Origin of the sequence: Streptomyces sp. NPDC100445, from assembly GCF_044759735.1 — a bacterium.
In the GTDB taxonomy this organism is placed as follows: Bacteria; Actinomycetota; Actinomycetes; order Streptomycetales; family Streptomycetaceae; genus Streptomyces.
This window is the reverse complement of record NZ_JBIVZV010000001.1, coordinates 866284-891789: the sequence shown is the minus strand read 5'-3', so window position 1 is coordinate 891789 and position 25506 is coordinate 866284. Positions and strand designations below refer to the sequence as shown.

Annotated in this window: 20 protein-coding genes and 1 pseudogene; 11 read left to right on the top strand and 10 right to left on the bottom strand. The window is 74.8% G+C overall.

The features are described 5' to 3' along the window. Positions 1–148: 148 nt before the first annotated feature. On the bottom strand, positions 149–811 hold the full coding sequence (locus tag ACIQVT_RS03950; RefSeq protein WP_403747033.1) for a nucleoside/nucleotide kinase family protein: 663 nt from the start codon (positions 809–811) through the stop codon (positions 149–151). Positions 812–896: 85 nt separating this feature from the next. Here ACIQVT_RS03950 and ACIQVT_RS03945 point away from each other — a divergent pair, with 85 nt between their 5' ends. From ACIQVT_RS03945 to ACIQVT_RS03930, 4 genes are all read left to right on the top strand, one after another. After that, on the top strand, positions 897–1634 hold the full coding sequence (locus tag ACIQVT_RS03945) for an HAD family hydrolase (protein ID WP_403747030.1): 738 nt from the start codon (positions 897–899) through the stop codon (positions 1632–1634). Beyond that, positions 1631–3985: a glycoside hydrolase family 65 protein gene (locus tag ACIQVT_RS03940; protein WP_403747026.1), complete on the top strand. Its 2355-nt coding sequence runs from the start codon at positions 1631–1633 to the stop codon at positions 3983–3985. Before ACIQVT_RS03945 ends, ACIQVT_RS03940 begins: the two co-directional genes overlap by 4 nt. 278 nt (positions 3986–4263) lie before the next feature. Next, the gene (locus ACIQVT_RS03935; protein WP_403747024.1) at positions 4264–5742 is read left to right on the top strand and encodes a hypothetical protein; all 1479 of its coding nucleotides are present in this window, start codon (positions 4264–4266) and stop codon (positions 5740–5742) included. Between the two features lie 248 nt (positions 5743–5990). Next, positions 5991–6476, top strand: a complete 486-nt coding sequence (locus tag ACIQVT_RS03930) for a DUF5709 domain-containing protein (RefSeq protein ID WP_403747022.1) — start codon at positions 5991–5993, stop codon at positions 6474–6476. A 122-nt stretch (positions 6477–6598) separates the two neighbouring features. Here the strand turns inward: ACIQVT_RS03930 and ACIQVT_RS03925 are convergent, their stop codons facing one another. Beyond that, complete coding sequence (locus ACIQVT_RS03925) at positions 6599–6808, bottom strand: hypothetical protein (RefSeq protein ID WP_403747019.1); 210 nt, start codon at positions 6806–6808, stop codon at positions 6599–6601. A gap of 289 nt (positions 6809–7097) precedes the next feature. Here ACIQVT_RS03925 and ACIQVT_RS03920 point away from each other — a divergent pair, with 289 nt between their 5' ends. Together ACIQVT_RS03920 and ACIQVT_RS03915 are read left to right on the top strand one after the other, a co-directional pair. Next, complete coding sequence (locus tag ACIQVT_RS03920) at positions 7098–8936, top strand: glycoside hydrolase family 15 protein (RefSeq protein ID WP_403747017.1); 1839 nt, start codon at positions 7098–7100, stop codon at positions 8934–8936. Between the two features lie 70 nt (positions 8937–9006). Next, on the top strand, positions 9007–9243 hold the full coding sequence (locus ACIQVT_RS03915) for a hypothetical protein (protein ID WP_403747014.1): 237 nt from the start codon (positions 9007–9009) through the stop codon (positions 9241–9243). A 115-nt stretch (positions 9244–9358) separates the two neighbouring features. Here the strand turns inward: ACIQVT_RS03915 and ACIQVT_RS03910 are convergent, their stop codons facing one another. Beyond that, positions 9359–11983: a SpoIIE family protein phosphatase gene (locus ACIQVT_RS03910; protein WP_403747011.1), complete on the bottom strand. Its 2625-nt coding sequence runs from the start codon at positions 11981–11983 to the stop codon at positions 9359–9361. Positions 11984–12575: 592 nt separating this feature from the next. Here ACIQVT_RS03910 and ACIQVT_RS03905 point away from each other — a divergent pair. Next, on the top strand, positions 12576–13886 hold the full coding sequence (locus ACIQVT_RS03905; RefSeq protein ID WP_403747008.1) for a hypothetical protein: 1311 nt from the start codon (positions 12576–12578) through the stop codon (positions 13884–13886). A 53-nt stretch (positions 13887–13939) separates the two neighbouring features. Here the strand turns inward: ACIQVT_RS03905 and ACIQVT_RS03900 are convergent, their stop codons facing one another. The 4 genes from ACIQVT_RS03900 to ACIQVT_RS03885 form a co-directional block, all read right to left on the bottom strand. Next, a complete protein-coding gene (locus ACIQVT_RS03900) occupies positions 13940–14239 on the bottom strand; it encodes a YkvA family protein (RefSeq protein ID WP_403747006.1) in 300 nt (99 codons plus the stop codon). A 55-nt stretch (positions 14240–14294) separates the two neighbouring features. Next, a complete protein-coding gene (locus ACIQVT_RS03895; protein ID WP_403747004.1) occupies positions 14295–15512 on the bottom strand; it encodes a hypothetical protein in 1218 nt (405 codons plus the stop codon). Positions 15513–15829: 317 nt separating this feature from the next. Next, positions 15830–17194 (bottom strand): FAD-dependent oxidoreductase, encoded by a 1365-nt coding sequence (locus tag ACIQVT_RS03890; RefSeq protein ID WP_403747001.1) that lies wholly within the window; start codon positions 17192–17194, stop codon positions 15830–15832. 171 nt (positions 17195–17365) lie between these two features. Further along, positions 17366–19051 carry an NlpC/P60 family protein gene (locus ACIQVT_RS03885; protein WP_403746996.1) on the bottom strand — a complete coding sequence of 562 codons (1686 nt, stop codon included), beginning with the start codon at positions 19049–19051 and terminating at the stop codon, positions 17366–17368. A gap of 361 nt (positions 19052–19412) precedes the next feature. On the opposite strand from ACIQVT_RS03885, the gene ACIQVT_RS03880 reads away from it, so the two are divergent. Then, positions 19413–21431, top strand: coding sequence for a DUF1996 domain-containing protein (locus tag ACIQVT_RS03880; protein ID WP_403747888.1), 2019 nt, complete (start codon positions 19413–19415; stop codon positions 21429–21431). Positions 21432–21521: 90 nt separating this feature from the next. On the opposite strand, the gene ACIQVT_RS03875 is transcribed toward ACIQVT_RS03880, so the two are convergent. Continuing rightward, positions 21522–21650 (bottom strand): hypothetical protein, encoded by a 129-nt coding sequence (locus ACIQVT_RS03875; RefSeq protein ID WP_403746992.1) that lies wholly within the window; start codon positions 21648–21650, stop codon positions 21522–21524. 133 nt (positions 21651–21783) lie between these two features. Between ACIQVT_RS03875 and ACIQVT_RS03870 the strand changes: the two are divergent. After that, positions 21784–21894: pseudogene (locus ACIQVT_RS03870) on the top strand (GNAT family N-acetyltransferase); the annotation flags it as partial. Positions 21895–21927: 33 nt separating this feature from the next. Here ACIQVT_RS03870 and ACIQVT_RS03865 read toward each other — a convergent pair. Further along, positions 21928–22626, bottom strand: a complete 699-nt coding sequence (locus tag ACIQVT_RS03865; protein WP_403746989.1) for a lipoprotein — start codon at positions 22624–22626, stop codon at positions 21928–21930. Between the two features lie 259 nt (positions 22627–22885). Here ACIQVT_RS03865 and ACIQVT_RS03860 point away from each other — a divergent pair, with 259 nt between their 5' ends. Further along, positions 22886–24214, top strand: a complete 1329-nt coding sequence (locus tag ACIQVT_RS03860; RefSeq protein ID WP_403746986.1) for a lipase family protein — start codon at positions 22886–22888, stop codon at positions 24212–24214. A gap of 6 nt (positions 24215–24220) precedes the next feature. Here ACIQVT_RS03860 and ACIQVT_RS03855 read toward each other — a convergent pair whose 3' ends face one another. Next, positions 24221–24865: a class I SAM-dependent methyltransferase gene (locus ACIQVT_RS03855; protein WP_403746984.1), complete on the bottom strand. Its 645-nt coding sequence runs from the start codon at positions 24863–24865 to the stop codon at positions 24221–24223. Between the two features lie 120 nt (positions 24866–24985). On the opposite strand from ACIQVT_RS03855, the gene ACIQVT_RS03850 reads away from it, so the two are divergent. After that, positions 24986–25480: a flavodoxin family protein gene (locus ACIQVT_RS03850; protein WP_403746980.1), complete on the top strand. Its 495-nt coding sequence runs from the start codon at positions 24986–24988 to the stop codon at positions 25478–25480. Positions 25481–25506: the final 26 nt, after the last annotated feature.

Below are 25506 nucleotides of genomic sequence, written 5' to 3'. Positions count from 1 at the left end.
ACGGTCCCGCCGGCGCACCGCCTCCCGCCACCGCTGCACGAGTCGTACCGGCAGACCCTCTGCCGTGTCCACGGGTACGGACCGCGGCCCGCCGCGGTTCACCCGCCCGGCCGGAACCGGTCCCGCGCGACCGGGGGCCGGCCGGTCCTCAGGCCGTCGGGGGCCGCGGGGCGGGCGGGACGGCGGGCGCCCAGACCAGGTCCGCCCGGTCACGGGTGGCCGCCACCAGGTCGGCGTTGCGCTGGTCCGTGCCCCGCACCCAGGCCACCGCCGCCGCGTGGTCCTTGCCGAACTCCTCGTGCCGGGCGATCAGCCGGCGCACCCGCTCCTCCTCGTCGCTCTCGCAGAACCACACCTCGTCCAGGCAGGGCCGCACCCGCCCCCACGCCCCCTCGCGCACCAGCAGGTAGTTGCCCTCGGTCACCACCAGCCGGGCGGCGGGCGGCACCGGGATCGCGCCCGCGACCGGCTGCTCCAGCACCCGCTCGAACGCCGGCGCGTACACCACCTCGCCGGTCTCCTCGCGCAGCCGCCGCAGCAACGCCGCGTACCCGGCCGCGTCGAAGGTGTCCGGCGCCCCCTTGCGGTCCCGGCGGCCCAGCCGGTCCAGCTCGACGTCGGCCAGATGGAAGCCGTCCATGGGCACGTGCGCCGCCCACGGCGGACCGTCACCGTTCAGGGCGTCCACCAGGCGGGCGGCGAGGGTCGTCTTGCCCGAGCCCGGACTTCCCGCGATGCCGAGCAGGGCACGCCGGCCGTCCCGGGGCAGGGCACGGGCGCGGCGCAGGAGATCGTCGAAGGTCGGGGACATGCCGGCAAGTGTGACATCGCCCGTTCGCCGAACATGTGGCGTGCGCCACCCACTGGAGCGCCTCCTACGGGGAACAGTGCTGGGTATGACTCAGCTCGGTCTGCCCGACACCATCCAGGCCTGTCTCTTCGACCTCGACGGGGTCGTCACCAAGACGGCCGTCGTGCACGCGGCGGCCTGGAAGGAGACGTTCGACGCGTTGCTGCGCGCCTACGACGGCGAGCAGGGAAGGCCGTTCTCCGACGCCGACTACGACGAGTACGTCGACGGCCGCCCGCGCGCCGACGGCGTGCGCGCCTTCCTCGACTCGCGCGGCATCCACCTGCCCGAGGGCGGCCCCGACGATCCGCCCGACGCCCGCACCGTCCACGGCGTCGGCAACCGCAAGAACGAACTGCTGCTGGAGAAGATCCGCACCGGCGGCGTCGAGGCCTACGACGGCACCCTGCGCTACCTGGAGGCGGTCCGCGCGCACGGGCTGCGCACCGCGATCGTCTCCTCCAGCGCCAACTGCCGGGACGTGCTCCGCGCCGTCGGAGCCGAGCACCTCTTCGACACGCGCGTCGACGGCGTGGTCGCCGCCGAGCGGAAGCTGCCGGGCAAGCCGCACCCCGACACGTTCCTGGCCGCCGCCCGCGACCTCGGCGTCGAGGCGTCCCGCGCGGCCGTCTTCGAGGACGCCCTGGCCGGCATGGACGCGGGCCGCGCCGGCGGCTTCGGGTACGTCGTCGGCGTCGACCGGGTGGGCCAGACCGACGCGCTCTACCGGCACGGCGCCGACACCGTCGTACAGGACCTCGCCGAGCTGGGAGGCCGGCAGTGATCACCGAGCGGTCGTACGCCGTCGAACCGTGGACCGTCCGGGAGACCACGCTCGACCTCGACGTCCTCGCGCAGAGCGAGTCGGTGTTCGCCCTGTCCAACGGGCACGTGGGCTGGCGCGGCAACCTCGACGAGGGCGAACCCCACGGCCTGCCCGGCAGCTACCTCAACGGCGTCCACGAGGTGCACCCGCTGCCCTACGCGGAGGCCGGCTACGGCTACCCCGAGTCCGGGCAGACCGTCATCAACGTCACCAACGGCAAGGTGCTGCGGCTGCTGGTCGACGACGAGCCGTTCGACCTGCGCTACGGCCGGCTCGTCTCCCACGAACGCGTGCTCGACCTGCGGCGCGGGGTGCTGGAGCGGACCTGCGAATGGACCTCGCCGGCCGGTTCCACCGTCCGGGTGCGCTCCACCCGGCTGGTGTCGCTCACCCAGCGGGCGGTCGCCGCGGTCGCCTACGAGGTGGAGGCCGTCGACAGCCGCAGCCGGGTGGTGATCCAGTCGGAACTGGTCGCCAACGAGAGCCTGCCGCAGTCCGACGGCGACCCGCGCGCCGCCCGGGCACTGAAGTCGCCGCTCGAACAGGAGGACGGCTTCGCCGCCGGCAACCGGCTGCGGCTGGTGCACCGCACCCGGCGCAGCGGCCTCAGGGTCGCCGTCGCCGCCGACCACGTCGTCGCCGGCCCCGACCGCACCACCACCCGCAGCGAGAGCGGCATCGACGTCGCCCGGCTGACCGTCACCTCCGTGCTGGAGCCCGGGCAGACCCTGCGGGTGGAGAAGCTCGTCGCCCACGGCTGGTCCGGCAACCGCTCACTGCCCGCGATGGCCGACCAGGTCGACGCCGCGCTCGCCGCGGCCGGGCACGACGGCTGGCAGGGCCTGCTGAGCGACCAGCGGGCCTGCCTGGACGACTTCTGGGGCCGCGCCGACGTCGAGGTGGAGGGCGACGAGGAGATCCAGCAGGCCGTCCGCTTCGCCCTCTTCCACGTCCTCCAGGCCGGGGCCCGCGCCGAACAGCGCGCGATCCCCGCCAAGGGGCTGACCGGTTCCGGGTACGACGGGCACGCCTTCTGGGACACGGAGATGTTCGTGCTGCCCGTGCTCACCCACACCGCGCCCGCCGCCGTCGCCGAGGCACTGCGCTGGCGGTACAACACCCTGGACGAGGCCCGGGAACGCGCCGCCCAGCTCGGGCTCGCCGGGGCCGCCTTCCCCTGGCGGACCATCGCCGGCCCCGAGGGCTCCGCGTACTGGCCGGCCGGCACCGCCGCCTTCCACGTCAACGCGGACGTCGCCGACGCCGTCGTCCGGTACGTCGAGGCCACCGGCGACACCGCCTTCGAGCGGGAGACCGGCGTGGAACTGCTGGTGGAGACGGCCCGGCTGTGGCGGTCCCTCGGCCACCACGACCGGCACGGCGTCTTCCACCTCGACGGCGTCACCGGTCCCGACGAGTACAGCGCGGTCGCCGACGACAACATCTACACCAACCTCATGGCCCGGCAGAACCTGCGCGCCGCCGCCGACGCCGTCGAGCGCCACCCGCGCGAGGCCCGGCGGCTCGGCGTGGACGACGAGGAGAGCGCGGCCTGGCGGGACGCCGCCGACGCCATGCACCTGCCCTACAACGACGAACTCGCCGTCCACGAGCAGCACGCCGGATTCACCCGCTACCAGCGCTGGGACTTCGCCGGCACCCGCGCCGACCAGTACCCGCTGCTGCTCCACTTCCCCTACTTCGACCTGTACCGCAAACAGGTCGTCAAGCAGGCCGACCTCGTGCTGGCCATGTACACCTGCGCGGACTACTTCGAGCAGGAGTACGACGAGGAGCAGATCGCCCGGAACTTCGCCTACTACGAGCCGCTCACCGTACGGGACTCCTCACTGTCGGCGTGCTGCCAGGCCGTGATCGCCGCCCGGACCGGCCACCTGGACCTCGCGTACGCCTACACCACCGAGGCCGCGCTGATGGACCTGCACGATCTGGAGCACAACACCCGGGACGGGCTGCACATCGCCTCCCTCGCGGGCACCTGGATGGCGCTCGTCGCGGGCTTCGGCGGGATGCGCCGCGACGGGGACGGGCCGCGGTTCGCGCCCCGGCTGCCCGAGCGGCTGAGCCGTCTGGCCTTCCACGTCCAGTTCCGCGGGCGCCGGCTGCGGGTGGAGATCGGGGCGGACAAGGCGACGTACGCGCTGCTGGACGGGCCGCCGCTGACCATCGGCCACCACGGGGAGTCCCTGACGATCAGCACCGACGAACCGGCCGTGCGGGCCATACCGCCGATGGCGCGGCGGGCCGCGCCCGAGCAGCCGGCCCATCGGGCGCCGAACGGGGGGTGACCCCACGGGCGGCCGCCGCCGGGGGTGGCGGGGTGGGGTGCCTCTGCCGGGTGCGGGTGGTGTCGTGGCTGGTCGCGCAGTTCCTCGCGCCCCTGGGGGGTTGGGGCTCGGGTAGGTCGTGGGGTGCGGGGGCGCTCGCGCCCAGGGGGTCGGCCGGATGGTCGTATCGGTCCGCGTGGGTGGGCGGGCCGGGCTAGCTTGGCGGTGGCTCCCCGGCTCCGGTCCCGGCCCGTGAGGGGAGCTGCCCAGCGGGTCCTGTAGGCGGGAGGCGGTTACCCATGACCGGCGGAACGGACACCCCGCACGCCGGCGCGCGCCGCACCGCGCCCCCCGAGACCCCCGGCGCCACCGTCCGCACCGGCGCCCGCCTTCCGCTCGCCGCCGTCGCCGCCGTCTTCGCCCTCGCCCAGCTGTTCCTCGTCGGTCCCGGCACGGGCCTCGGCTGGGACGAGACGGTGTACGTCAGCCAGGTCTCCGCCCACGCCCCGGCCTCGTTCTTCAGCGCACCGCGTGCCCGGGGCGTCTCCCTGCTGGTGGCCCCCGTCGCCGCCTGGTCGTCCTCCACCGTCCTGCTGCGGAGCTACCTCGCGGTCCTCTCCGGCCTCGCCCTGTACCTCGCGCTGCGCGCCTGGCGGGACCTGTTCCCGGTACGGGTGCTCGCCCTGGCCGGTGCCCTCTTCGCCTCCCTGTGGGTGACGCTGTTCTACGGCCCGCAGGCCATGCCCAACTACTGGGTCGCCGTGGGCGCGCTCACCGCCGTGGCTTGCTTCCTGCGCGCCGGGTCCGACCGGGCCGCTCTGGCGGGGCTGGCCGCGAGCGCGGCGCTCATGGCGTGGATGCGGCCGACGGACGCCGTCTGGGCGGCCGTCCCGCTGCTCGTCCTCGGTGCGGCCCGGCGCCGCTGGCGGCCGCTGCTCGTACTGCTCGCCGGGCTCGCCGCGGGCGCGGCCGAGTGGGTGATCGAGGCATACGCGCGCTACGGCGGCCTGGCCCGGCGGCTGGCCGACGGCTCGGCGATCCAGGGCGGCCTCGGCTGGCACCTCGCCGTCGTCGACCAGGTGCGCAGCCTCGGCGGCCGGACCCTGTGCCGGCCGTGCGACAGCGCCGCGCCCCACCCCGCCCTCACCGCGTGGTGGTTCGCGCTGCCGCTGCTCGCCGCGCTCGGCCTGGTCGTCGCCGTCCGGGCCCGGCGCACGGCGGCCACGGCCCTCCCGCTCGCCTGCGCGGCGACGGCCGCCTTCCCCTACCTGTTCCTGATCGGCTACGCGGCACCCCGCTTCCTGCTGCCCGCCTACGCCCTGCTCGCCGTCCCGGTCGCCGACGCGCTGGTCCACCTGGTGACGGCCGCCCGCCCCGCGCGTCGCCCGGTCGTCCTGGCGCTGGTCTGCGCCGGGCTCGCCGCCCACCTCGCCGTGCAGCTGGCGGTCGTCGTGCACACGGCCCGCGGCACGGCCGCCGCCCACCGGGCCTGGTCCCGCACCGGGACCGAGCTGAACCGGCTGGGCGTCCGGGCGCCCTGTCTCGTCACGGGAGAGGACGCCCTCCCGGTCGCCTTCCTGGCCGGCTGCGCCTCGGCGGCCACCGCCGGCCCCAACGCCAACGCCACCGCCGACAGCATCTCCCGCACCGCCCGGCACCTGCCGGTCGCCACGCTGGTGCGGCCGGGGTCCCGGCCGCCCGGGTACGCCCGCGGCTGGACGTCCGTGCCGCTGGGCGGCGTACAGCTGTTCCACGTCGTACCCCCGCCACAGGGGTGACGTTTTACCGCACATGGGTTGCATATGCGTCCGGCATGGCACAAGGCTGGGTGGTGACCGCCCCCGGTCCGCTCCGCCCCTCCCCGCCCCGCCGAGACCCAGCCCTCGGCCCGGCACCGCGTCCATGGCTCCCGACGCGGCAGGAGCGGATCCGGGGCGGCTCGGCACGGCCCGGGTGACGGTGGGGTTAATGATCCGTTCGCGGGTTACGCGGTGCTGGAATCCCGCGAACCGCGAAGGAGGCGACCATGAGCGACCAGTCCGAGCAGACCCCCATGGCGGACGACGCCTACCAGCCCACCGGAAGCAACGAGGAACAGCAGGACGCCGCTCCCCTGGACCTCCAGGACGCGGTGGACGAGCGCTCCTACGACGACATCCTCGACGAGGGCTACTCCCCGCCGGAACGCCCCCTGGGCGTCACCAAGCACGGCATCACCGCCGCCGAGCAGCACGAGGGCGAGACCCTGGACGAGCGGCTCGGCCAGGAGGTCCCGGACGTGACCCCGCCGGCCGGCGACGAGATCGGCGACCTGCCGGGCGGCGAGGGCGAACCGGTCGACTCCGAGGCCGGGGAGTCCAGGGCGGGCCGGCTGGTCGCCCCGGACGAGGGCGCCCACACCGACACGGTCAAGGAGGAGGTCGCCGAGGACGTGGGCATCGACGGCGGAGCGGCGGGCGCCGAGGAGGCGGCCGTCCACGTGATCCCCGACGAGACCGCCCTGCCGGAGTGACCGCCGGCGCCCGCCGCCGCGGGCGCCCCGGACCGGCCGCCGCCCCGCACACCGGACGACGGCACCGGCCGGACGTTCCCCGTCCGGCCGGTGCCGTCGTCCGTCGTGTTCCCCGGACCGCCCTAGGGCAGCAGCTTCTCGACGGCCGCCGGGCCCTCGGACGCCAGCTTCTGCCGTGCCCAGTCGAGGTTCTTCGGCGTGACGTCCCTGCCCGCCGCCATCACCAGGTCCTCGGGGGTGACGTCGCTCGGGGGAGCGGAGTGGAGCAGGGCGTCCGGGGTGCGGACGTCGTCCGACGACGACCGGGACTCTTCGGGTGTGGATGTCGACATGATGCCTCCTCCTCGGTCCGGATGACCGCATCCGTGCCGGTGCCGCCGAACGGGGCACCCTCTCACCATTGCCCGCCGCGGCGCAGCCTGCATCCGGAGGCGCCGACGGCATCGGTGAGGCGCCTGCCCACGCCACGCGGGCCCACTCGCTCCTAAGCTGGGAATCACCCCTGAGCGGGAACCGTCCGCGCCCGGGGTGACACCCGCGCACCGGGGCAGGCCCCCGCACCGCGGGTGCGACAACCCGCACCGCGGGTGCGACAACCCGCACCGAACCGGGAGGCCGCAGATGGCCGAGACGCCGTTCCACGAGGACCCCGGCCCCGACCGCCGCTATCTCCCCATCGCCGACCACGGACTCATCGGCGACCTGCGCAGCGTGGCCCTGGTCGGCACCGACGGCACGATCGACTGGTACTGCTGCCCGTCCTTCGACGCCCCCAGCGTGTTCGCGGCGATCCTGGACGCCGAGCGCGGCGGCCGGTTCGAGCTGGCCGCGACCGTGCCCGCCCGCACGAAACAGTTCTACTTCCCCGACACCAACGTGCTGATCACCCGGTTCTTCACCGAGGACGGCGTCGGCGAGGTGCAGGACTTCATGCCCGTCGGGACGGAGCGCTCCGGCGAGAACGGCCGGCACCGCCTCATCCGGCGCGTGATCTGCGTACGCGGCACCGTGCCCTTCCGCGCGCTGGTCGCCCCGCGTTTCGACTACGGCAGCGCACCGCACACCCTGCGCCTCCTGGACGGCATGGTCCTGTTCGAGTCGCCCGCCCTGTCCCTGACGCTCACCTCCACCGTCGCCCTGGAACACGACGACCGGGACGTGTGGGCCGACTTCAAGCTCGACGAGGGCGAGTCCGCGGTGCTCGCCCTGGACCAGGCCGGCGACCGGATCGCCCCGCGCGACTGCGCCCACGCCGAGGCCGAGCACGAGTTCACCGCCACCGTCGCCTACTGGCGGCGCTGGCTGCACCAGTCCCGCTACCGGGGCCGCTGGCGGGAGATGGTGCACCGCTCCGCGCTCACCCTCAAGCTCCTCACCTACGCCCCCACCGGCGCCATCATCGCCGCCCCCACCACCAGCCTGCCCGAACAGCTCGGCGGCGAGCGCAACTGGGACTACCGGTACGTGTGGGTGCGGGACGCCGCGTTCTGCGTGTACGCGCTGCTGCGGCTCGGCTTCAGCGGCGAGGCCGAGGCCTTCATGCGGTTCCTCACCACGCACATCAGTCCCGGCTGCGACGACGGCTCCGGACCCCTCCAGATCATGTACGGCATCGACGGCCGCGCCGACCTGCCCGAACGCGAGCTGCCGCACCTGGAGGGCCACCAGGGCTCCGCGCCGGTCCGCGTCGGCAACGCCGCCGCGGGCCAGCTCCAGTTGGACATCTACGGCGCGCTGATCGACTCCATCTACCTCTACGACAAGTGGGCCCAGCCCATCTCCAGCGACCAGTGGGACGACGTGTGCCAGCTGGTCGACTGGGTCTGCGCCCACTGGGACCAGCCCGACGAGGGGGTCTGGGAGACCCGGGGCGGGCGCAAGAACTTCCTGTACTCACGGCTGATGTGCTGGGTCGCCATCGAGCGGGCCATCCGGCTCGCCACCCACCGCGGACTGCCCGCCGACCACCGGCGCTGGCGCGAGGCCCGCGACACGATCTACCGGCGGATCATGGACCAGGGCTGGTCCCGGCGCCGGGGCGCCTTCGTGCAGTACGAGGGCGGCGACGTACTCGACGCGTCGCTGCTGATGATGCCGCTCGCCAAGTTCATCGCCCCCACCGACCCCAAGTGGCTGTCCACCCTGGACGCGCTCACCGAGGACCTCGTCTCCGACTCCCTCGTCTACCGCTACGACCCGCAGGCCAGCCCCGACGGGCTGCGCGGCGACGAGGGCACGTTCTCCATCTGCTCCTTCTGGTACGTCGAGGCGCTCGTCCGGGCCGGCCGCGTCGACGAGGCCCGCCTCGCCTTCGAGAAGATGCTCACCTACGCCAACCATCTCGGCCTGTACGCCGAGGAGATCGGCCGCACCGGCCGCCAACAGGGCAACTTCCCGCAGGCGTTCACCCATCTCTCCCTGATCAGCGCCGCCTTCAACCTGGACCGCGCCCTCGGCTGACGGGTGTGTCCACCACGCGCCACGGGTACCCGGCAGCCGCCACACGGTCTACAGAGGGAGGAAACCCCGGATGACCAGCACCAGCGAGACCGGCGACGTCACCGGCACCCCCGACAAGGACTACAACCTGATCTGGTACGTCGAGGCGTGCCTGAGCAACGCCCTGCGCCTGGAGCAGTACATCCAGGACGCCGAGCGGAAGAACGACGACGAGGTCGCCGACCTCTTCCGCAAGGCCCAGGCCGACAGCCGCAAGGGCGCCGAGCTGGGCAAGCGGCTGCTGCGCTCCCGCCTGGACGCCGGCTGACCGCCGCCGTCCCGCCGTCCCGCCACGGCGCCGCGGCCGGCACGGACCCTGACGGCCGTGCCGGCCCCGGCGCCGTCCGCGTCCGTCGGCCCCCGGCCCGGCCGGCCCCGCCCGCTCAGGGCAGGGGCTGTTCCGCCCAGATGACCTTGCCGTCCGGGGTGTAGCGGGTGCCCCACCGCTCGGCGAGCTGGGCGACCAGGAACAGGCCCCGGCCGCCCTCGTCGGCGCTCCCCGCGTACCGCAGGTGCGGGGAGGTCGTGCTGCGGTCGGACACCTCGCAGATCAGCGTCCGGTCGCGCAGCAGCCGTACCCCGATCGGACCGCGCCCGTACCGGATGGCATTGGTCACCAGCTCGCTGAGGACCAGCTCCGTCGTGAACGCCAGCTCCTCCAGACCCCAGTCGGCCAGCTGCCGGGTCACCGCGGCCCGCGTCTCGGACACGGCCGCCGGATCGGACGGCACCTGCCACCGCGCGACCCGGTCGTCGCCCAGCGCCCGGGTGCGGGCCACGATCAGCGCCACGTCGTCGCTCGGCCGGGCCGGCAGCCGCTCCAGCACCGTGCGGCAGGTGTCCTCCGGAGACGCGGCCGGCGTGCGCAGCAGGGCGTCGCGGAGCAGGCCGAGGCCCTCGTCGATGTCCCGTTCCCGGTCCTCCACCAGACCGTCGGTGTACAGCACCAGCCTGCTGCCCTCCGGCAGCTCCACCTCGGCCGTCTCGAACGGCAGCCCGCCCAGGCCCAGCGGCGGACCCGCGGGCAGGTCGAGGAAGTCCACCGTGCCGTCCGGGCGCGCCAGCGCGGGCGGCGGATGACCGGCCCGCGCCATGGCGCAGCGCCGGGACACCGGGTCGTAGATCGCGTACAGGCAGGTCGCGCCCGTGACCGCTGCCGCGCCCGTCGCCGGGGTCTCGTCCTGGTCGATCCGCCCGACCAGTTCGTCGAGGAGCACGAGGAGTTCGTCCGGCGGCAGGTCCAGCGAGGAGAAGTTGTGCACGGCCGTACGCAGCCGGCCCATGGTCGCCGCCGCGTGCAGCCCGTGCCCCACCACGTCACCGACGACCAGCGCGACCCGCGCCCCGGACAGCGGCAGCACGTCGAACCAGTCGCCGCCCACCCCGGACTGGGCGGGCAGATAGCGGTAGGCGATGTCCAGCGCGTCCTGCTCCGGCAGGGTCCGCGGCAGCAGGCTGCGCTGGAGGGTGACCGCCATGCTGTGCTCACGGGTGTACCGGCGGGCGTTGTCGATCGACACCGCCGCCCGCGCCACCAGCTCCTCGGCGAGCGCCAGCTCCTCGGTGTCGAACGGCTGCGGCTTCTCGGCCCGCCAGAAGTTGGCCACCCCGAGGACCAGGCTGCCCGCCCGCAGCGGCACGGTGATCAGCGAGTGGATGCCGTACGCCAGGACGTGGTCGGTGCGCTCCAGGTCCTGCGCGCGCCAGCCGGACGACGCGCGCAGCCGCGGCGCCACCACCGACCGGCCGGTGACCAGGCTGCGGGCCTGCGGCGAGGTCGGCACGAACCGGATCCGCTCACCGACCGGGTACAGCGGGGCGTCCTCGCGGACACCGACGCAGGCCGCGCGGCGCAGCGCCGTCCCCGGCCGGGGCTCCTCCCCGTCCAGCACCGCGTCGAACAGGTCGACCGTCGCGAAGTCCGCGAACCGGGGCACCGCCAGCCGCGCCAGCTCTTCCGCGGTACGGGTCACGTCCAGGCTGGTGCCGATGCCCACCCCGGCGTCGTACAGCATGTTCAGCCGCTCCCGGGCGACCTCCGCGCGACCGGACACGGCCCGCAGCTCGGTGGAGTCGCGCAGCGTGGTCACGCTCCCGGCCGGGCCGCCGCGCAGGTCGGTGGGTCGCTGGTTGACCGCCAGCAGCCGGTCCTTCACCAGGTGCACCTCGTCCGTGGCGATCCGCCCGGAGGCCAGCAGCCCCGCCGTCTCGTCGTCGAGGCCCAGCTCCAGCACGTGCCGGCGCTCCGCGTCGTCGGGCAGGTCCAGCAGGCGGTGCGCCTCGTCGTTGGCGAGCAGCAGCCGCCCGTCCCCGCCGACGATCAGCACACCCTCCCGGACCGCGTGCAGCACCGCGTCGTGGTGTTCGTACATCCGGGTCATCTCGTACGGTCCGAGACCACGCGTCTGGCGCAGCAGCCGCCTGCTGACCAGGGCGGTGCCCGCGGTGGCCAGCGCGAGTGCCGCTGCCGCCGCCGCGAGCAGCAGGGGCAGCTGCTGGTCGGCGGCCCCGCCGACGTGCGCGGTGGTGATCCCGGCGGACACCAGGCCGACCACCTTGCCCGCCTTGTCCTCGACCGGGACCACCACCTGCACCAGCGGCCCGATGGTGCCGGTGACGTGTTCGGTGACCGTGCCGCCGGCGACGGCCGGGGCGATCGTGCCGACGAACTTCTTGCCGATGCGGTCGGTCTCGGGATGGGTGTAGCGGATGCCGTCGGTGTCCATCACGACGACGAAGTCCACGCCGGTCGCCTTGCGGGTGGCCTCGGCACGCGGCTGGAGCAGGGCCGTGGGGTCGGGGGAGCGCAGGGCGGCGGCCGTACCCGGCGCGTTCGCGAACGTCTCGGCCACCGCGAGGGAGCGGTTGGTCGCCTCCAGGTCGCTGTCGCGCCGCACCTGGAGCACCTGCGCCACCACGGCCGAGACGACCAGCAGCAGCACGATCGCCACCTGGAGCAGGAACACCTGACCCGCCACACTGCGCCCCGACACCGTCGAGCGCAGCATCCCCGGCCGTCCGCCGCCGGTGTCGTCCCCGTTCCGCCGCGGGCCCTGCGCTGCGTGCGGGTGCCCGGAGAAGGGGGACGGCCGAGTCGCGGGCCGGCCGGGCAGTCGCACCATGTGCCCATGTCTACACTGCTCGGCGTCCTCAAGGCGAGACCGTCGGCCGGACCGCCCGCCGAGGACGGGGAGGTGAGCGCCCCGGCGCGCCCGTGCGCGGGCCGCCGGTAGGCGCGCCCGGCGGGGCGGCGGCCGGGCGGTGGGCGGCGAGCAGGAGGGCCACGTCGCCGGGGCGGCCGGTGGCGTGCCGGGTGGTCGCCGCCAGCCGGTCGGCGACACAGCACGGCGGCCCCGCTCGGCGACCGCCCGCCGGAGCGCGGTGCTGCCGTCGTCGAGGAGGTCGGGTCTCGGCCGTACCACCAGCCGCTCCACCGCGCGAGGGGACACGCGGTACGCGCCCGGGCGGACGGGGGAGCCCGTCACACCTGCGCCCCGCCCGGGTGGCGGCGTCGGACAGCCGCTCCTAGTAATGGACTCCGTGACGCCGCGACCGCGCACGGGGCCAGGTGCGCGGTCGGGCCCTTCTCCTGGAGCCGAGATGACCACCCGCTCTTCGTCCTCCCGACCCGACGACTCGTCGATACCTCCGGCACCGGCCACCACCGGCGGCTTCCCCACGCCCACCCCGCATGTCGTGACGCGACCCCCGCGGCTGCCGGAGGAGCCGGTCGCACCGCCGGAGCCGGTGGGGCCTCCCGAGCCTCCCGTGCCGGCCGCCGTGAAGGTGCCGGCGGACGACCCGGTGCACGGCGACCCCCTGCGCGACCTGGTCCACGCGGCCGTCGCCGAGCGTCCGCTGGAGGACGTCGTCCGGCTCATCACCCTGCTGGAAGCCTCGCCCGAGCACGCCCGGACCACGGCCGACGCGCTCCGCGCGGTCGGCGTGGACCGGTCCGTGGAGGACGTCACCCGGCTGGTGGCGCTGCTGACCGAGCCGCCCCGGGGGAGTGACAGCGCGGACGAGGTGATCCGGGCCGCCGCCGAGCACCGGCCGCTCGAAGAGGTGTCCCGACTGATGGAGCTGCTGCACCGCACCCCGGTGGAACCGCACTGCGGGGAGGCGGCCGTGCGGGCGGTGGCCGAGCACCGGCCCGTCGAGGAACTCGCCGAGCTGATCGGCCGCCTCGCCGCTGACCGCAGGAGGCGTGAGCACCCGCTCCCCGAGCTCGGGTCCGAACCGGTGCCCGTCGGTGACGCCGGGGCCGTCGACCCACGGGCCACGGCCGGTGCCGGGGCATCGGAGACCGGCTCCGGGGACACGGGCCGGCCCGCCGGCGGCCGGCCGGTCGGGACGCGCGCCGTGACGGACCGGCTCACGAAGGCGGACCCGGCAGGGAAGCGGGCGACCGGGGAACGGCGGCCCGGTGAACGCGGCGGGGGTGAACGCGACGACGGTGAACGGCGGGCCAAAGGCCTCCGGGACGGGAAGCGTGCCGAGGACGGCCGGGGTCCGGGTTCCCAGGCGTGGGCCGCTCGGGGCGCCGCACCACTGGTGCTGCTGTGCGGCGCGGCACACGCCCCGCGCTACTGGCTCGGACTGCCCCAGGGCATGCTCGGGGCCACCCTGCTCACCTCGGCGCTGTGCGGACTGCTGGCGCTGGCCATGACCGCGCGGGCGACGCAGGCCCGGCTCGTCGCGGCCACGGCCGGTGTCACCGCCGTCCTCGCGGCGGGACAGGCACTCGGCGGACGCTTCGGCCTCCCCGATCCGGCCCGCTGGGAGGCGGTCACGCTGGCGCCGCCCGGGATCGCCGGCATGACGGCCGTGATCGCCGCCTTCGCGGCACTGACCGTCGTGCTGACCACGCTGACCGCGAGCCTCATCCGCCCGGCGAGCGGAAGCCGCTGACCGCTGCGGGAGGGGTGCGTGGTGGTTCCGCCCCGGCCGGGTGCGGCGGCCGGTCAGGGTTCCGACGGGCCGGGAGGCAGCGGCCGGGGCGTGCGCAGGCTGCGCAGCGCCAGGAGGAGGACGCCGATGTCGTCCAGGTAGACGGGGTCGGGCAGCAGGTCGGTGGGGAGGACGAGATACGCGACCGCGCCCCAGAACACCCAGCGGGGCCCCGTCGGCAGACCGGCCCGCCGCAGCGTCCGCCGGGTCCGCACCAGCCGCAGGAGCAGCCCGACGGCGAGGGCGAGCAGCGCCACCGCGACGACGGCCGCGACCACGAGCACGGTGCCGGTCATGTGCACGTGCGTGTGCATGCGCATCCCTTCCGTCGTCCCGTCCTGCCGCCCTTCTGCCCCCGCTTCCCGGGGACTACGCCGGCCGCTCGTCGGCGAGCCCGGCGGCGCCCGGCGTCGTGTCGCCGGCCGGGGAGACACCGGGAGTGTCGTCCGGGGAGGTGGGCTCGGTGGTTCCCGGTCGCTGCCGGCCCTTGGCCGTGAGCCTGAGCCGCTCGAACGTCCGGGTCAGCTGGTGCAGGGCGACCGGCGTGCGGGCGGTGGGCCGCTGCTGGTGCGGCAGGGTGGGGGCGGGGACGTCACGGTAGGCGGCCAGCGCCTCCAGTGCCTGTTCGGCGGCCTGCTTGTACAGGTCCCGGGACGTCGTCATCGCCTCCAGCGCCTCGGCGTACATGGCGACGAGCCGCCGCTCGCGCTCCAGCTCCTCCGCGAGGGTCCTCAGGGTCCAGTTCTCGCGCAGGTCCGCCAGCGCCTCCTCGGCGCCCTGGGGCAGGGGCCGGGGCGCCGCGACGAAGCTCCGCAACGCCGCGACGAGTTCCACCGGTTCCGAGCCGTCCAGGAAGACGTTGCGCACGCTGTGTTCCCGGCCGTCGTGGCCCTTGGGCGCCGGATCGGGGGGCAGCACCACGGCGCCGCCGCGCGGCACCTCCACACCGAGGTCCTTCAGCGCCCAGTTGACGGCCCGCAGCTGCTGCGGCGCCGCCCGGTGTTCCACCACGCGGTGCCGCAGACCGGGCGGCAGCAGCCGGGTCAGGGACAGCCGGCCCCGCTCGTCCGGCGTCATCGCCTCGTGCACGACCACGTCGACGCACCAGGGCTCACGGGCCGCGTCCCGCAGCCGGCGCCGCATCTCCTTGTCGTCCGCCGGGAGCGCGTTGGCCTGCCGGAAGCGCAGGCCGGGGACGGTGGCGTGATGGTCCCAGGAGCCGTCCGTCCCGTCCGCGCCGCCCGCGGGCCAGAACAGCGTCGCGGGCGAGGGCCACGTGTCGTCCCACGGGCTCTCCGCCTCCGCGACGAGCCGCCACTCGTGTTCCGGCGGCCGTTCCGGATCCGGTACGAGGGTGAGCCGGGCCCGTACGGTCACCGTGCCGGCGGCCCGCCAGCGCGCCTCGAAGACCCGTCGGGCCGGATCCTCGCCCACGGGCGGCTCGGCGAAGTCGTCGATGTCCCCGCTCTCCTTGCGCCGGTGGAGGATGCGGCGGACGACGTCCTCGGGGTCGGGGCCGGTGTGGCGGCCCCGGGCCGCCCAGACGGTCTGCGGGATGGTGGCGCGGTCGCCGGCGGAGTTCGACATAGGCCAATCTGCTGATGGGGGCGGGTGCGCCTCCCAGTATCACCGCCGGCCGGCGCGACTCGTCGGCCGGGGCCCGACGCCACGCGCCACGGATGGGTGTGCGCCCGCGCACGGGGTGCGCGCCGCGCGCCCGGAACGCACGCGGTGCGCGTCACCCGACCGTGGCAACACCCGTGCCGCGCCGCTGCGCACGACGCCCACGATGGTCCGGCGGACGGGGCCCGTCCGTCCATCCGCTGCGGGGCGGGCCCCGTCCACCCGGCCGGGCTCGGCGCGCGACCGCCGCCGGCCCACGCGAAACCGACCGGGTCCGGGACTCACGCCCCGCTGGATCGCAGCATGTCCTCGCGCTCGACGATCTTCACCCGCTCGCGGCCCTGCGGCTCACCCAGGGCGCGCTCGGCGGCGTCCAGCCGGTACCAGCCGTCCCAGGTGGTGAAGCGGACGCCGCGCTCACCGAGGAAGACGTCCACGGCCTCCGGCTCGGGCGCGCCCGGAGTGTCCAGGCGGCCGTTCGCGTAGTCGTCCAGGAGGTTGGCCACCGTCTCGTTCGCGTCGCCCTTGGTGTGGCCGATCAGGCCGACGGGGCCGCGCCGGATCCAGCCGGTGACGTAGGCGGACGGCAGGGGGGTGCCGCTCTCCTGGATCACCCGGCCGCCCTTGTCCGGGACGGTGCCGGAGTCGATGTCCCACGGCAGCTTGGGCAGCTTCGCGGAGAGGTAGCCGACCGCGCGGTAGACCGCGGTGACGTCCCAGTCCTTGAACTCGCCGGTCCCCTTGACGTTGCCGGTGCCGTCCAGGGCGGTGCGCTCGGTGCGCAGGCCGACGACCTTGCCGTCCTCGCCGAGGATCTCCGCGGGCGACTCGAAGAAGTGCAGGAACAGCTTGTGCGGGCGGTCGCCGACGTCCCGGATCGCCCAGTTCTCCAGGGTCTTGGCGACCATGTCGGCCTGCTTGTTGCCCCGCCGGGTCTCGATCGAGCCCGCGTCGTAGTCGATGTCCTCCGGGTCGACGATGACCTCGATGTTGGGGGAGTGGTCCAGCTCGCGCAGTTCCATCGGGCTGAACTTCGCCTGCGCCGGGCCACGGCGGCCGAAGACGTGGATCTCGACGGCCTTGTTGGCCTTGAGGCCGTCGTGGACGTTCGGCGGGATCTCGGTGGGCAGCAGCTCGTCGGCGGTCTTGGCCAGGACGCGCGCGACGTCGAGGGCGACGTTGCCGACTCCCAGCACGGCGACCTTCTCCGCCTCCAGCGGCCAGGTGCGCGGCACGTCCGGGTGGCCGTCGTACCAGGACACGAAGTCGGCGGCACCGTAGGAGCCGTCCAGCTCGATGCCGGGTATCGCCAGGTCACGGTCGGCCATCGCGCCGGTGGAGAAGATCACCGCGTCATAGAAGGCCCGCAGGTCGTCCAGGCTGATGTCGGTCGGGTAGTCGACGTTGCCGAACAGCCGGACCTGCGGCTTGTCGAGCACCTGGTGCAGGGCGGTGACGATGCCCTTGATGCGCGGGTGGTCGGGCGCGACCCCGTACCGGATCAGGCCGAACGGCGCGGGCATCCGCTCGAAGAGGTCGATGGACACACCGGGGTCGGCGGCCACCTCGGACTTGAGCAGGGCATCGGCGGCGTAGATCCCGGCGGGGCCGGCTCCGACGATGGCTACCCGCAGGGGGCGCGGCATGATCAGTTCCCTTCGAGCGTGAACGGCGACTCGAACAGGAAGCCTAAGCTAAGGCAGCCCTAAGTAGGTACGGGGGTCCGGGCTATGACCTCATAAGTCGACCTTATGGGCTCTCTTGGGCGGGCTTATGAGCCCGGCGCGGCCCGTCCCGGTCCCCGCGGTGCCACCGGCTCACGCGGGCCGCACGACGCGACGGATCGCCGCCTCCCCGGCCCCGTACACCGACTCCTCGCGGATGGTCGACCCCGGTCCCGGCGCGTGCACCATCATCCCGTCGCCGACGTAGAGACCCACGTGCCGGTCGTCGTCGAAGAAGAGGACGAGGTCACCGGGTTCCGCGTCCGCCGGCGTCACCGGCGCGCCCGCCAGCGCCTGCTCGTGCGCGGCGCGCGGCAACGTGACCCCGGCGGCCCGCCACGCGGCCTGCACGAGGCTGGAGCAGTCGTACGAGCCCGGCCCGGTCGCGCCCCACACGCACGGTCTCCCGACCTGCGCCCGGGCGAACGCGATCGCCTTCGCGGCCCGCAGCGCCCGGGAGTCGGCAGCGGGCAAAGGGGAGAGCGGGGGGAGGGGCGCGGCGACGGCCGCGACCGACGGCGGCAGCGGGGAACCGGTCGGGTAGCTGAACGAGCCGGTGTCCGTGACTGGGGTGGCTGCGGCGGCGGGGTGGCTGAACGAGCCGGTGTCCGTGACGGCGGTGCTGGCTGGTGCGGTCGGGTGGCTGTACGAGCCGGTGTCCGTGACCGAGATGACCGAGGTGGTCGGGGTGGTCGGGGTGGCGAGGTCGGCGTACGCGCCCGTGTCCGTGACGGAGCCCGGGGGCGTCGTGACGGGTGGCGCGACGACCGGGTGACCTCCCGTGTCGGGCGCCGAGGGTGTGATGGTGAACAGCGTTTCGGCGGACTGCGTCATCACGGGCGCCGCCGTCGCCGTGGCGGGAACACCGGTGAGCGGGGACGCCGTCCACGGAAGCGGGTGCTGGGCGGGGGCGGCAGGTGACGTGGGGCGACCGGTGTACCGGGCGAGCAGATCGCGGGCCGCGGTGAGCTCGCGCCGGCTGTCCCCCTTGGCCACGGTGGGCGAGGGGCGGCCGGGCGCGGCACCGGGCAGTGCCCTGGGTGCGAGGACCCGGTTCGCCCGCGCGGTGGGCGGCACGGCGGCCGGGAGCAGGGTCGGCTCGGCGACGCCGACACCGGTCGACACCCGCTCCCCGAGACCGGGCGAGCTCGCCGAGCCGCCCGCCACCACGGGTTCGGGCATGCCCCGGCCGGCCGGATCGGCGGTGACCGAGGCGAGCGAGTCGGACGCGAGTCGAGGAGCCGCGGTACCGGTCAGGGCCGCCCGCCCGGCCTCCGGGATCGCCATCGGCCGCTCCGGCGCCCACTCCGCCGCCCGAGCCGAGACCGCCTCGCCCGTCACCTGTCCGATGCCCGGCAGGGCCCCGGTGGTGCCGGGCGGCAACTCGCCCAGCGCGCCGCTCGCACCGCCCGTGCCCCCCTCCAACGCCAGGGGTGCGCGTGCCGAGGGCCCCGGGGGCAGGGCCTCGCGGGTGCCGCCTGCCGGGTCACCGCCCTCGTCACGGCCCGGGAAGGGCACCGGCGCGGTCCGGCGGTCGGGGGGCAGTACGGCGGGGACGGTCGGGCCGAACTTCGCGCGGGCCGCGTCGAACCACTGCCGGGCCATCGTGTCCAGCACCGGTTCCGCGCGCCGACCCGTCCGCTTGGCCAACGGAACGCCTCGCGAACGCCGTTGGGCGGCCATGGCCCGGGTGGCGTTGAAGTTGCCGGTCGCGTTCTCGGCCTGGTCATAGAGGGACTCGATCCGTCGGCGGACCTCGTCGCGGCTCTCCGGCGCCATGGAAGACGTGCTCCTTCCTCGCCCCACGGGGGCAGTTGGGCCACGGAACGGCGCTGGGCCGGCCGGACCGAGCGTCAACCTAACCAACGTGTGTACCTCGTGTGAAGGTTGAGGTGTGGAATGTCCGATACATATTCGTGATGTTCGTGACGGAGTTCGAGTGGGAAGAGGCGCGGCCCATGATTTCCTGTGAGACTCCGGTGAATTCGCGATTCCGTTGAACGCGACGGCTCCGCCCTCCGTATGGGGCCGGGGAACTCCATGTCCGACCGGCGAGCACACACAGGGGACGACCTTGGTACGCAGCAGGCGCAGACGCCCGACCGGCGCACGACGCGCGACCCTCGCGGCGGTCGCCCTGATGCTGGGCGGGACCGGTCTGGCGGCGGCGAACGTCTACGCCTCGGCCGACGAGGGCTGGGGAGACGGCTCCGGCACGGGCACCACGGCACGTGTGCTGTCCACGGGCATGGCGACGATCGACTGCCCCGACGTCGGCAGCCGGCTGACCGCGGTACCGGCCGCCGCCCGGCCCGACGTCGACCGTGAACTCGCCCTGCTGGACCAGCGGACCGCCGCGGCCTACCGCCGACTCCAGCAGGGGGGACAGGGGGGCACCGGAACCACCGCCGACGCCGTCACGGGCCCGCTGAAGGGGGAACGGTCCGCCTCCATCGGCCGCATCACCGACGCCCTCGCCCGGGCCGGGGAGCACCCGCGGGGCCTGGACGGTCTGGCCGCCTGCACCCTGCGCCCCGGCGACACCGGAAGCCCCACGGCCGCCCCGAGCGGCACCGGTCAGGAGCAGGGCGGCACCGGCCAGGGCCAGAACGGGGCGGGGCAGGCCGGGAACGGGCCGGTCGTCTCCGACTACGCGGACATCACCGCCGTACAGCCCGACGCGCCGGCCCCGCCCCTGGGCCCCGACGCCTCGCGCGGCACCTTCACCTCCGACTGCGGCGTCAACGCGAACGGCCTGTTCAACTCGGACAACGTCATCGTGGCCCCCGGCGTCTCCAACGGCGCCCACCACTTCCACGACTACGTCGGCAACCAGGGCAACAACGCCTTCGCCGGCGACGACGACCTGGCGAAGGCCGCCACGAGCTGCGTCGACCAGGGCGACAGGTCCACCTACTACTGGCCGGTGCTGCGCCTACAGAACGGCAGGCAGGAACGGGACGCCGGCGCTCCGGGCGGCGGTACGGAGGGCAACGCCGGCCAGATCGTCACCCCCGCGGCGGTGACCCTCACGTTCGTCGGCAACCCGCGCGGCAAGGTCACCGCCATGCCGCGCCTGCTGCGCATCATCACCGGCGACGCCAAGGCCTTCGTCAACGGCCCCGGCAACGCCAACGCGTCCTGGAGCTGCACCGGTTACGAGAACCGGCAGCTGAAGGACAAGTACCCGCTGTGCCCGCGCGGCAGCGACGTGGTGCGCACCTTCCGGTTCCAGAGCTGCTGGGACGGCCGCAACATCGACAGCGCCAACCACCGCACCCACGTCGCCTTCGCCACCGTCGACGGCTCCTGTCCGGCCGGCTTCCGGCCCATACCGCAGCTGGTGCAGCGCATCGTGTACGACGTCGCCGCGCCGAGCCTCGTGGACGGCGGCCGTACCGTCCCGCTGTTCGCGGTGGACTCCTTCCCCGAGCAGCTGCACAAGCCCGTCACCGACCACGGCGACTTCATCAACGTCTTCGACGAGGACCTGATGCGCCGGATGGTGGACTGCATCAACTCCGGCCGCAGCTGCCGCCCGTCCGGCGGCCACGGTGACGACGGCGGCAAGGGTGGCGGAGCCGGCGGTGCCGGTACGGCGACCGCCACTCCCACGGCCACCTCCCGTCCCGAGGCGACCGTCACCCCCGGCGGTCCGGCGTCGGCGGAGCCCGGTCCGGCCGCCACCACCCGGCCCGGCGGAGACGCCGCCACGGAGCCCGGTCCGGGTGCGACCTCCGCGCCGGGTACGGGTGCGACCTCCGTGCCGCGGCCGTCGGCGTCCCGCACCGCCGCGGTGTCGAGGACCGAGGCGACGACCGCACCGGCCCGTACCCCCGCCCCGTCCGCTACCTCCGGGCGGGACGGGGCGGACAAGGCCGCCCCCACCGGTGCCGCACCGCCGAGCGCCACGCCGTCCCTCACGGCACCGCCCGCCTCCGCGCCCGCGCCGGCGCCCGTGTCCGTGTCCTCGGCGCCGGCGTCGGCCCAGGCCACCGCCGCCGGATACCTCCCGCCCGTAGCCGGGCAGACCCGACCGCAGGCGTCCGGGGGCCGCCTGGCGGAGACCGGGGCCCGCCTGTGGCCGGCGGCCCTCGGCACGCTGCTGGCGCTGTCGGGCCTGTTCATGCTGATCCGCGCCCGCCGACTGCCCCACTGACCACCGAATCCACGCGAGGGAGCGCTCCGTGGCGGCCGGGATGGCGCCACGGCGCATCTTCCCGCGCACCCCGGCCCGGTGATCCACGGGTCACCACTGGCTGATGAGCGGGGTTGCCGGTCCGTGCTGCCGCCAGGCTTCGGTGAGTCGGACGAGGCGGGTGGGGACGGCGATACCGCGCACGGTTTCGATCCTGCCGTCGGTGACGTCGAACGTCACGGCTCCTATGACCCGGTCGCCAGCCGGCGGGCCAGGGTCCGGGTCACGGAGCGGAAGAAGCTTGGCGGCCCGCAAGGGGCAGGGCGCCTTTTCGAGGGCGGGTCGGTGTCCGCGGGTGTTGAGCGGATCCGGGGGCATGGTCACCGCCAACACGGCCGCCCGTGCGTTCTACGACCGGCTCGGCTTCCGGGTGATCCTGGTCGCGGACGCCGGCCCGCTCACCTGTCTGGGCCGGGAGGCGGCCGTGGACCGAGCACGTCGCGGGGCGACGTGGCCCTCAGGCCGGTTCGAGGGTGTGCTTGGCGAGGTCGAAGGCGGGCCGCATCTCCTCGTGCTCCTCGGTGTCCATGCCGCCGAGATGCAGGACGACCGGCCCGTCGGGCGTGCTGACGGCGAAGGCGCTCTCCTTCTCGGTCTCCTCCAGGAGTTCGCTCGTGCGGAGGTACTCCACCTCCACGGCGGGGACGCCGCCGCCGGTCGTGAAGCGGTGGTACTCCGCCTTGCTGACGTTGCCCTCGGCGGCGACGAACGCGCGCAGCACGCCCCCCGCGTCGGCGTCGCCCGTCCTGCCCTTCCACACGCGCAGGAAGCCGATGTTCCCGGCGGGCTTGGCGTCGATCTCGCAGACCGCGGTGACCGGGCCCTGCCGGAGCGGACTGTCGGCGAGGTCCCCGCCGAGGCCGTCGCCGGGTTTCGGTGACGCCCCGGACGATTCCTTCCCGGCCTGGACCGGCTCGGCCTTCCAGTGCCGGGCGACGGCGAACCTGACGGGCAGTTCGCAGGGGGACCCGGCGGCGCCGATCGTGTCGCCGCCCGGACTCGCGCCGGCCGGCGTCCGCGTGCCGGACGCGCCCGGCCGGTCCTCGCCGCCCGCCCTGCCCGTCGCGCCCCTCCCGTCCGACCCGGCGCATCCGCCGAGCGCCCCCGTCAGCAGGGCCACCACCACCGCCACGCCCGCCGCCGTCCTCCGTGTCATTTCCACGACCCCCGCGACCCCCACGACCCCACGATTCCCGTTCTGACCTGCGTCTCCGGCTGTCCTTCGTCCGGCGGGCCACGGTAGCGGAGCGGGTGGACAGCCGCCCGGCCGTCAAACGCCGGAACCAGTACGGACAACAGGTCAACATTACCCAACCGTGACCTCCTCGGGACTACCGCCAGTAACTTACCCGCAAGTAAGGTCCCTGCCAGCCGCTCCGGAGACCCCTGCCCCACCTCGCCCCAGGAGGTCCGCCATGCCCGTGCGCACCCGTGTGCCCGCCGCCCTCGCGATCGCCGTCGCCGCCTGTCTCGGCGCCCAGACCGCCGCCGCCCTCCCCGCCGCAGCCACGGACGCCGTCGTGTCCCGTGGTGTCACCATCCCCGCCTTCTACACCCCGCCCACCACGCTGCCCGCCGCCGACGGCGCCCTCGTCCGCAGCGAACGGCTGCCGCTCGCGCTGAGCCTGCCGAGTCTCGGCGGTCCCCTGCCCGGCCGGGCCACCCGGCTGATGTACAAGTCGACCGACTCCACCGGGCAACCGGTCGCGGTGACCGGCGCCTACCTGGAACCGGCCGCCGCCTGGAGGCACGGCGGACCACGCCCACTGGTCGCGCTGGCCCCCGGCACCATGGGGCAGGGCGACCAGTGCGCCGCCTCGCTCGGCCTCCAACACCCACTGACCCTCAACGGCCGTACCGTCTCCGTCGGTTACGAGGACCTGGCGATCTACCGCCTCCTCGCCGAGGGCGTCGCCGTCGTCGTCACCGACTACGCCGGACTCGGCGCGACCGACCGGCTGCACACCTACGTCAACCGGCTCGACGGCGCCCACGCCGTGCTGGACGCGGTCCGCGCGGCCCGGAACCTGGCGGGCGCCTCGGTCACGGCGGCCTCGCCCGTCGGGCTGTACGGATACAGCCAAGGAGGCGGTGCGACCGCCGCCGCGGCCGAACTCCAGCCCTCCTACGCCCCCGACGTCACCCTGGCCGGGACCTACTCCGGGGCCCCGCCCGCCGACCTCGCCAAGGTGACGGAGGCGATCGACGGAACCGATCTGGCCGGCGCCCTCGGCTGGGCCGTCAACGGCTTCCTGGAGTCCGACCCCGCGCTGGTGCCGATCGCCGACAGACACCTGAACGCGGCGGGCAAGGCCGCGCTGGCCGACCTGTCCACCATGTGCGTCGGCGACGCGATCCTCTCCTACAACTCCGCGCACAGCACCGCCTGGACGACCGACGGCTCCTCCCTCGCCGATGTCGTCGCGGCCGAACCCGCCCTGCGGGACTTCCTCGACCGGCAGCGCATCGGTACCGGGAAGCCGGCCGGTCCGGTCCGCGTGGCAACGGGGATCAACGACGACCTCGTCCCGCACGCGCAGGCCCGCCGGCTGGCCGTCGACTGGTGCCGCAGGGGCGCCGACGTCACCTATGTGCCGGTCGTCGCGCTGCCGTTGGGCCGGGCGCTGCTCAACCACGTAGCACCGCTCCTCGCCGACCAGGGCAACGCCGTGGACTGGCTCACCGACCGGTTCGCGGGCCGTCCCGCCGGCTCCACCTGCGCACTGCTGCCCCTCCAGCCCTGACCGGCGTCACGGCGTATCGCGCCGCGCGCACAGGAACAGGTGCGGCTCCGGTACGGCGTCGGGCCGGGCCGGGGTGAACACGGCGCGGTCCTCGGCCAGTACCGTCAGGCCCGCCCCGGTCACCAGGTCCGTGAAGGCGCCGGCGGAGAAGCTCGTGACCCGTACCGGCTGCCCCAGGAAGACCCCCTCGGCGTCCTCCACGTCGAGGGGCACGGTGGCCAGCACGGCGGGTCCGCCGGGCCGCACGGCGCGGGCCAGCTTCACCACGACGGCGGCCTGTTCCGCGCGGTCCATCTGGAGCAGCGGGAAGTACGCGCAGACGGCGTCGAACGAGGCTTCCTCGAGCGGCAGTTCGCGGATGTCGGCGAGGCGGAACTCCGCCTCGGGGACCTGCCGGGCGGCCAGCTCCGTCATCACCGGCGAGACGTCCACGCCCAGCACCCGGTGTCCGGCGTCGGCGAGGGTCCGCGCGGTCGGCCGTCCCGTCCCGCTGCCCACGTCCAGCACCCTGCTGCCGGGCGCCAGCCGCTCCAGCAGCCAGCGCAGCGACGCCCGGTGCGGCTCGGACCCGGCGAACGCGTCCTCGTAGGCGGCTCCCAGCGCGTCGAACAGCTCGGCCGCCGGTGCCCGACGCTCGTCGTCCGCCACCATGTCCCCCTCCGTCACCGGGTACGCACTGCCGGACACCGTCCTACCCCCGGCGGGCGCGCGCGACGCCTGCCGGGACCGCGCGTTTGCGGGCGGCGGCAGACGCACGGCAGGGTGCGGTGCGTGCCTACCCTGCTGATCGTCCACCACACACCGTCGCCGAACTGCCAGGCGTTGCTCGAAGCCGTCGTGTCCGGCGCGACGGCACCCGAGATCGAGGGCGTCCGCGTCGTGCGCCGGGCGGCCCTCGCCGCCACCGCCTCCGACGTGCTCGCCGCCGACGGCTACCTGCTCGGCACGCCCGCGAACCTCGGCTACATGTCCGGCGCCCTGAAACACTTCTTCGACCAGGTCTACTACCCCTGCCTGGACGAGACCCGTGGCCGGCCGTTCGGCTACTACGTCCACGGCGGCAACGACGTCACCGGTGCCGTCCGCGCCGTCGAGGCCGTCACCACGGGGCTCGCCTGGCGCCGCGCGGCCGACCCGGTGACCGTCACCGGTGAGCCGGGCAAGGCCGACACCGAGGCCTGCTGGGAACTGGGGGCCACGCTCGCGGCGGGCCTGATGCCGGACAGCTGGGAGTCGTCCGCCTCGCCGCCACCGCCACCGGAGTGATCCTCGTACGGTTGTGCGCCGCGACC

Bases quoted from the DNA above. Each gene is read 5' to 3' on its own strand.
- ACIQVT_RS03950 (WP_403747033.1), bottom strand. From the start codon at position 811: ATGTCCCCGACCTTCGACGATCTCCTGCGCCGCGCCCGTGCCCTGCCC.
- ACIQVT_RS03945 (WP_403747030.1), top strand. From the start codon at position 897: ATGACTCAGCTCGGTCTGCCCGACACCATCCAGGCCTGTCTCTTCGAC.
- ACIQVT_RS03935 (WP_403747024.1), top strand. From the start codon at position 4,264: ATGACCGGCGGAACGGACACCCCGCACGCCGGCGCGCGCCGCACCGCG.
- ACIQVT_RS03930 (WP_403747022.1), top strand. From the start codon at position 5,991: ATGAGCGACCAGTCCGAGCAGACCCCCATGGCGGACGACGCCTACCAG.
- ACIQVT_RS03925 (WP_403747019.1), bottom strand. From the start codon at position 6,808: ATGTCGACATCCACACCCGAAGAGTCCCGGTCGTCGTCGGACGACGTC.
- ACIQVT_RS03920 (WP_403747017.1), top strand. From the start codon at position 7,098: ATGGCCGAGACGCCGTTCCACGAGGACCCCGGCCCCGACCGCCGCTAT.
- ACIQVT_RS03915 (WP_403747014.1), top strand. From the start codon at position 9,007: ATGACCAGCACCAGCGAGACCGGCGACGTCACCGGCACCCCCGACAAG.
- ACIQVT_RS03910 (WP_403747011.1), bottom strand. From the start codon at position 11,983: ATGCTGCGCTCGACGGTGTCGGGGCGCAGTGTGGCGGGTCAGGTGTTC.
- ACIQVT_RS03905 (WP_403747008.1), top strand. From the start codon at position 12,576: ATGACCACCCGCTCTTCGTCCTCCCGACCCGACGACTCGTCGATACCT.
- ACIQVT_RS03900 (WP_403747006.1), bottom strand. From the start codon at position 14,239: ATGCACACGCACGTGCACATGACCGGCACCGTGCTCGTGGTCGCGGCC.
- ACIQVT_RS03895 (WP_403747004.1), bottom strand. From the start codon at position 15,512: ATGTCGAACTCCGCCGGCGACCGCGCCACCATCCCGCAGACCGTCTGG.
- ACIQVT_RS03890 (WP_403747001.1), bottom strand. From the start codon at position 17,194: ATGCCGCGCCCCCTGCGGGTAGCCATCGTCGGAGCCGGCCCCGCCGGG.
- ACIQVT_RS03885 (WP_403746996.1), bottom strand. From the start codon at position 19,051: ATGGCGCCGGAGAGCCGCGACGAGGTCCGCCGACGGATCGAGTCCCTC.
- ACIQVT_RS03880 (WP_403747888.1), top strand. From the start codon at position 19,413: ATGCTGGGCGGGACCGGTCTGGCGGCGGCGAACGTCTACGCCTCGGCC.
- ACIQVT_RS03865 (WP_403746989.1), bottom strand. From the start codon at position 22,626: ATGACACGGAGGACGGCGGCGGGCGTGGCGGTGGTGGTGGCCCTGCTG.
- ACIQVT_RS03860 (WP_403746986.1), top strand. From the start codon at position 22,886: ATGCCCGTGCGCACCCGTGTGCCCGCCGCCCTCGCGATCGCCGTCGCC.
- ACIQVT_RS03855 (WP_403746984.1), bottom strand. From the start codon at position 24,865: ATGGTGGCGGACGACGAGCGTCGGGCACCGGCGGCCGAGCTGTTCGAC.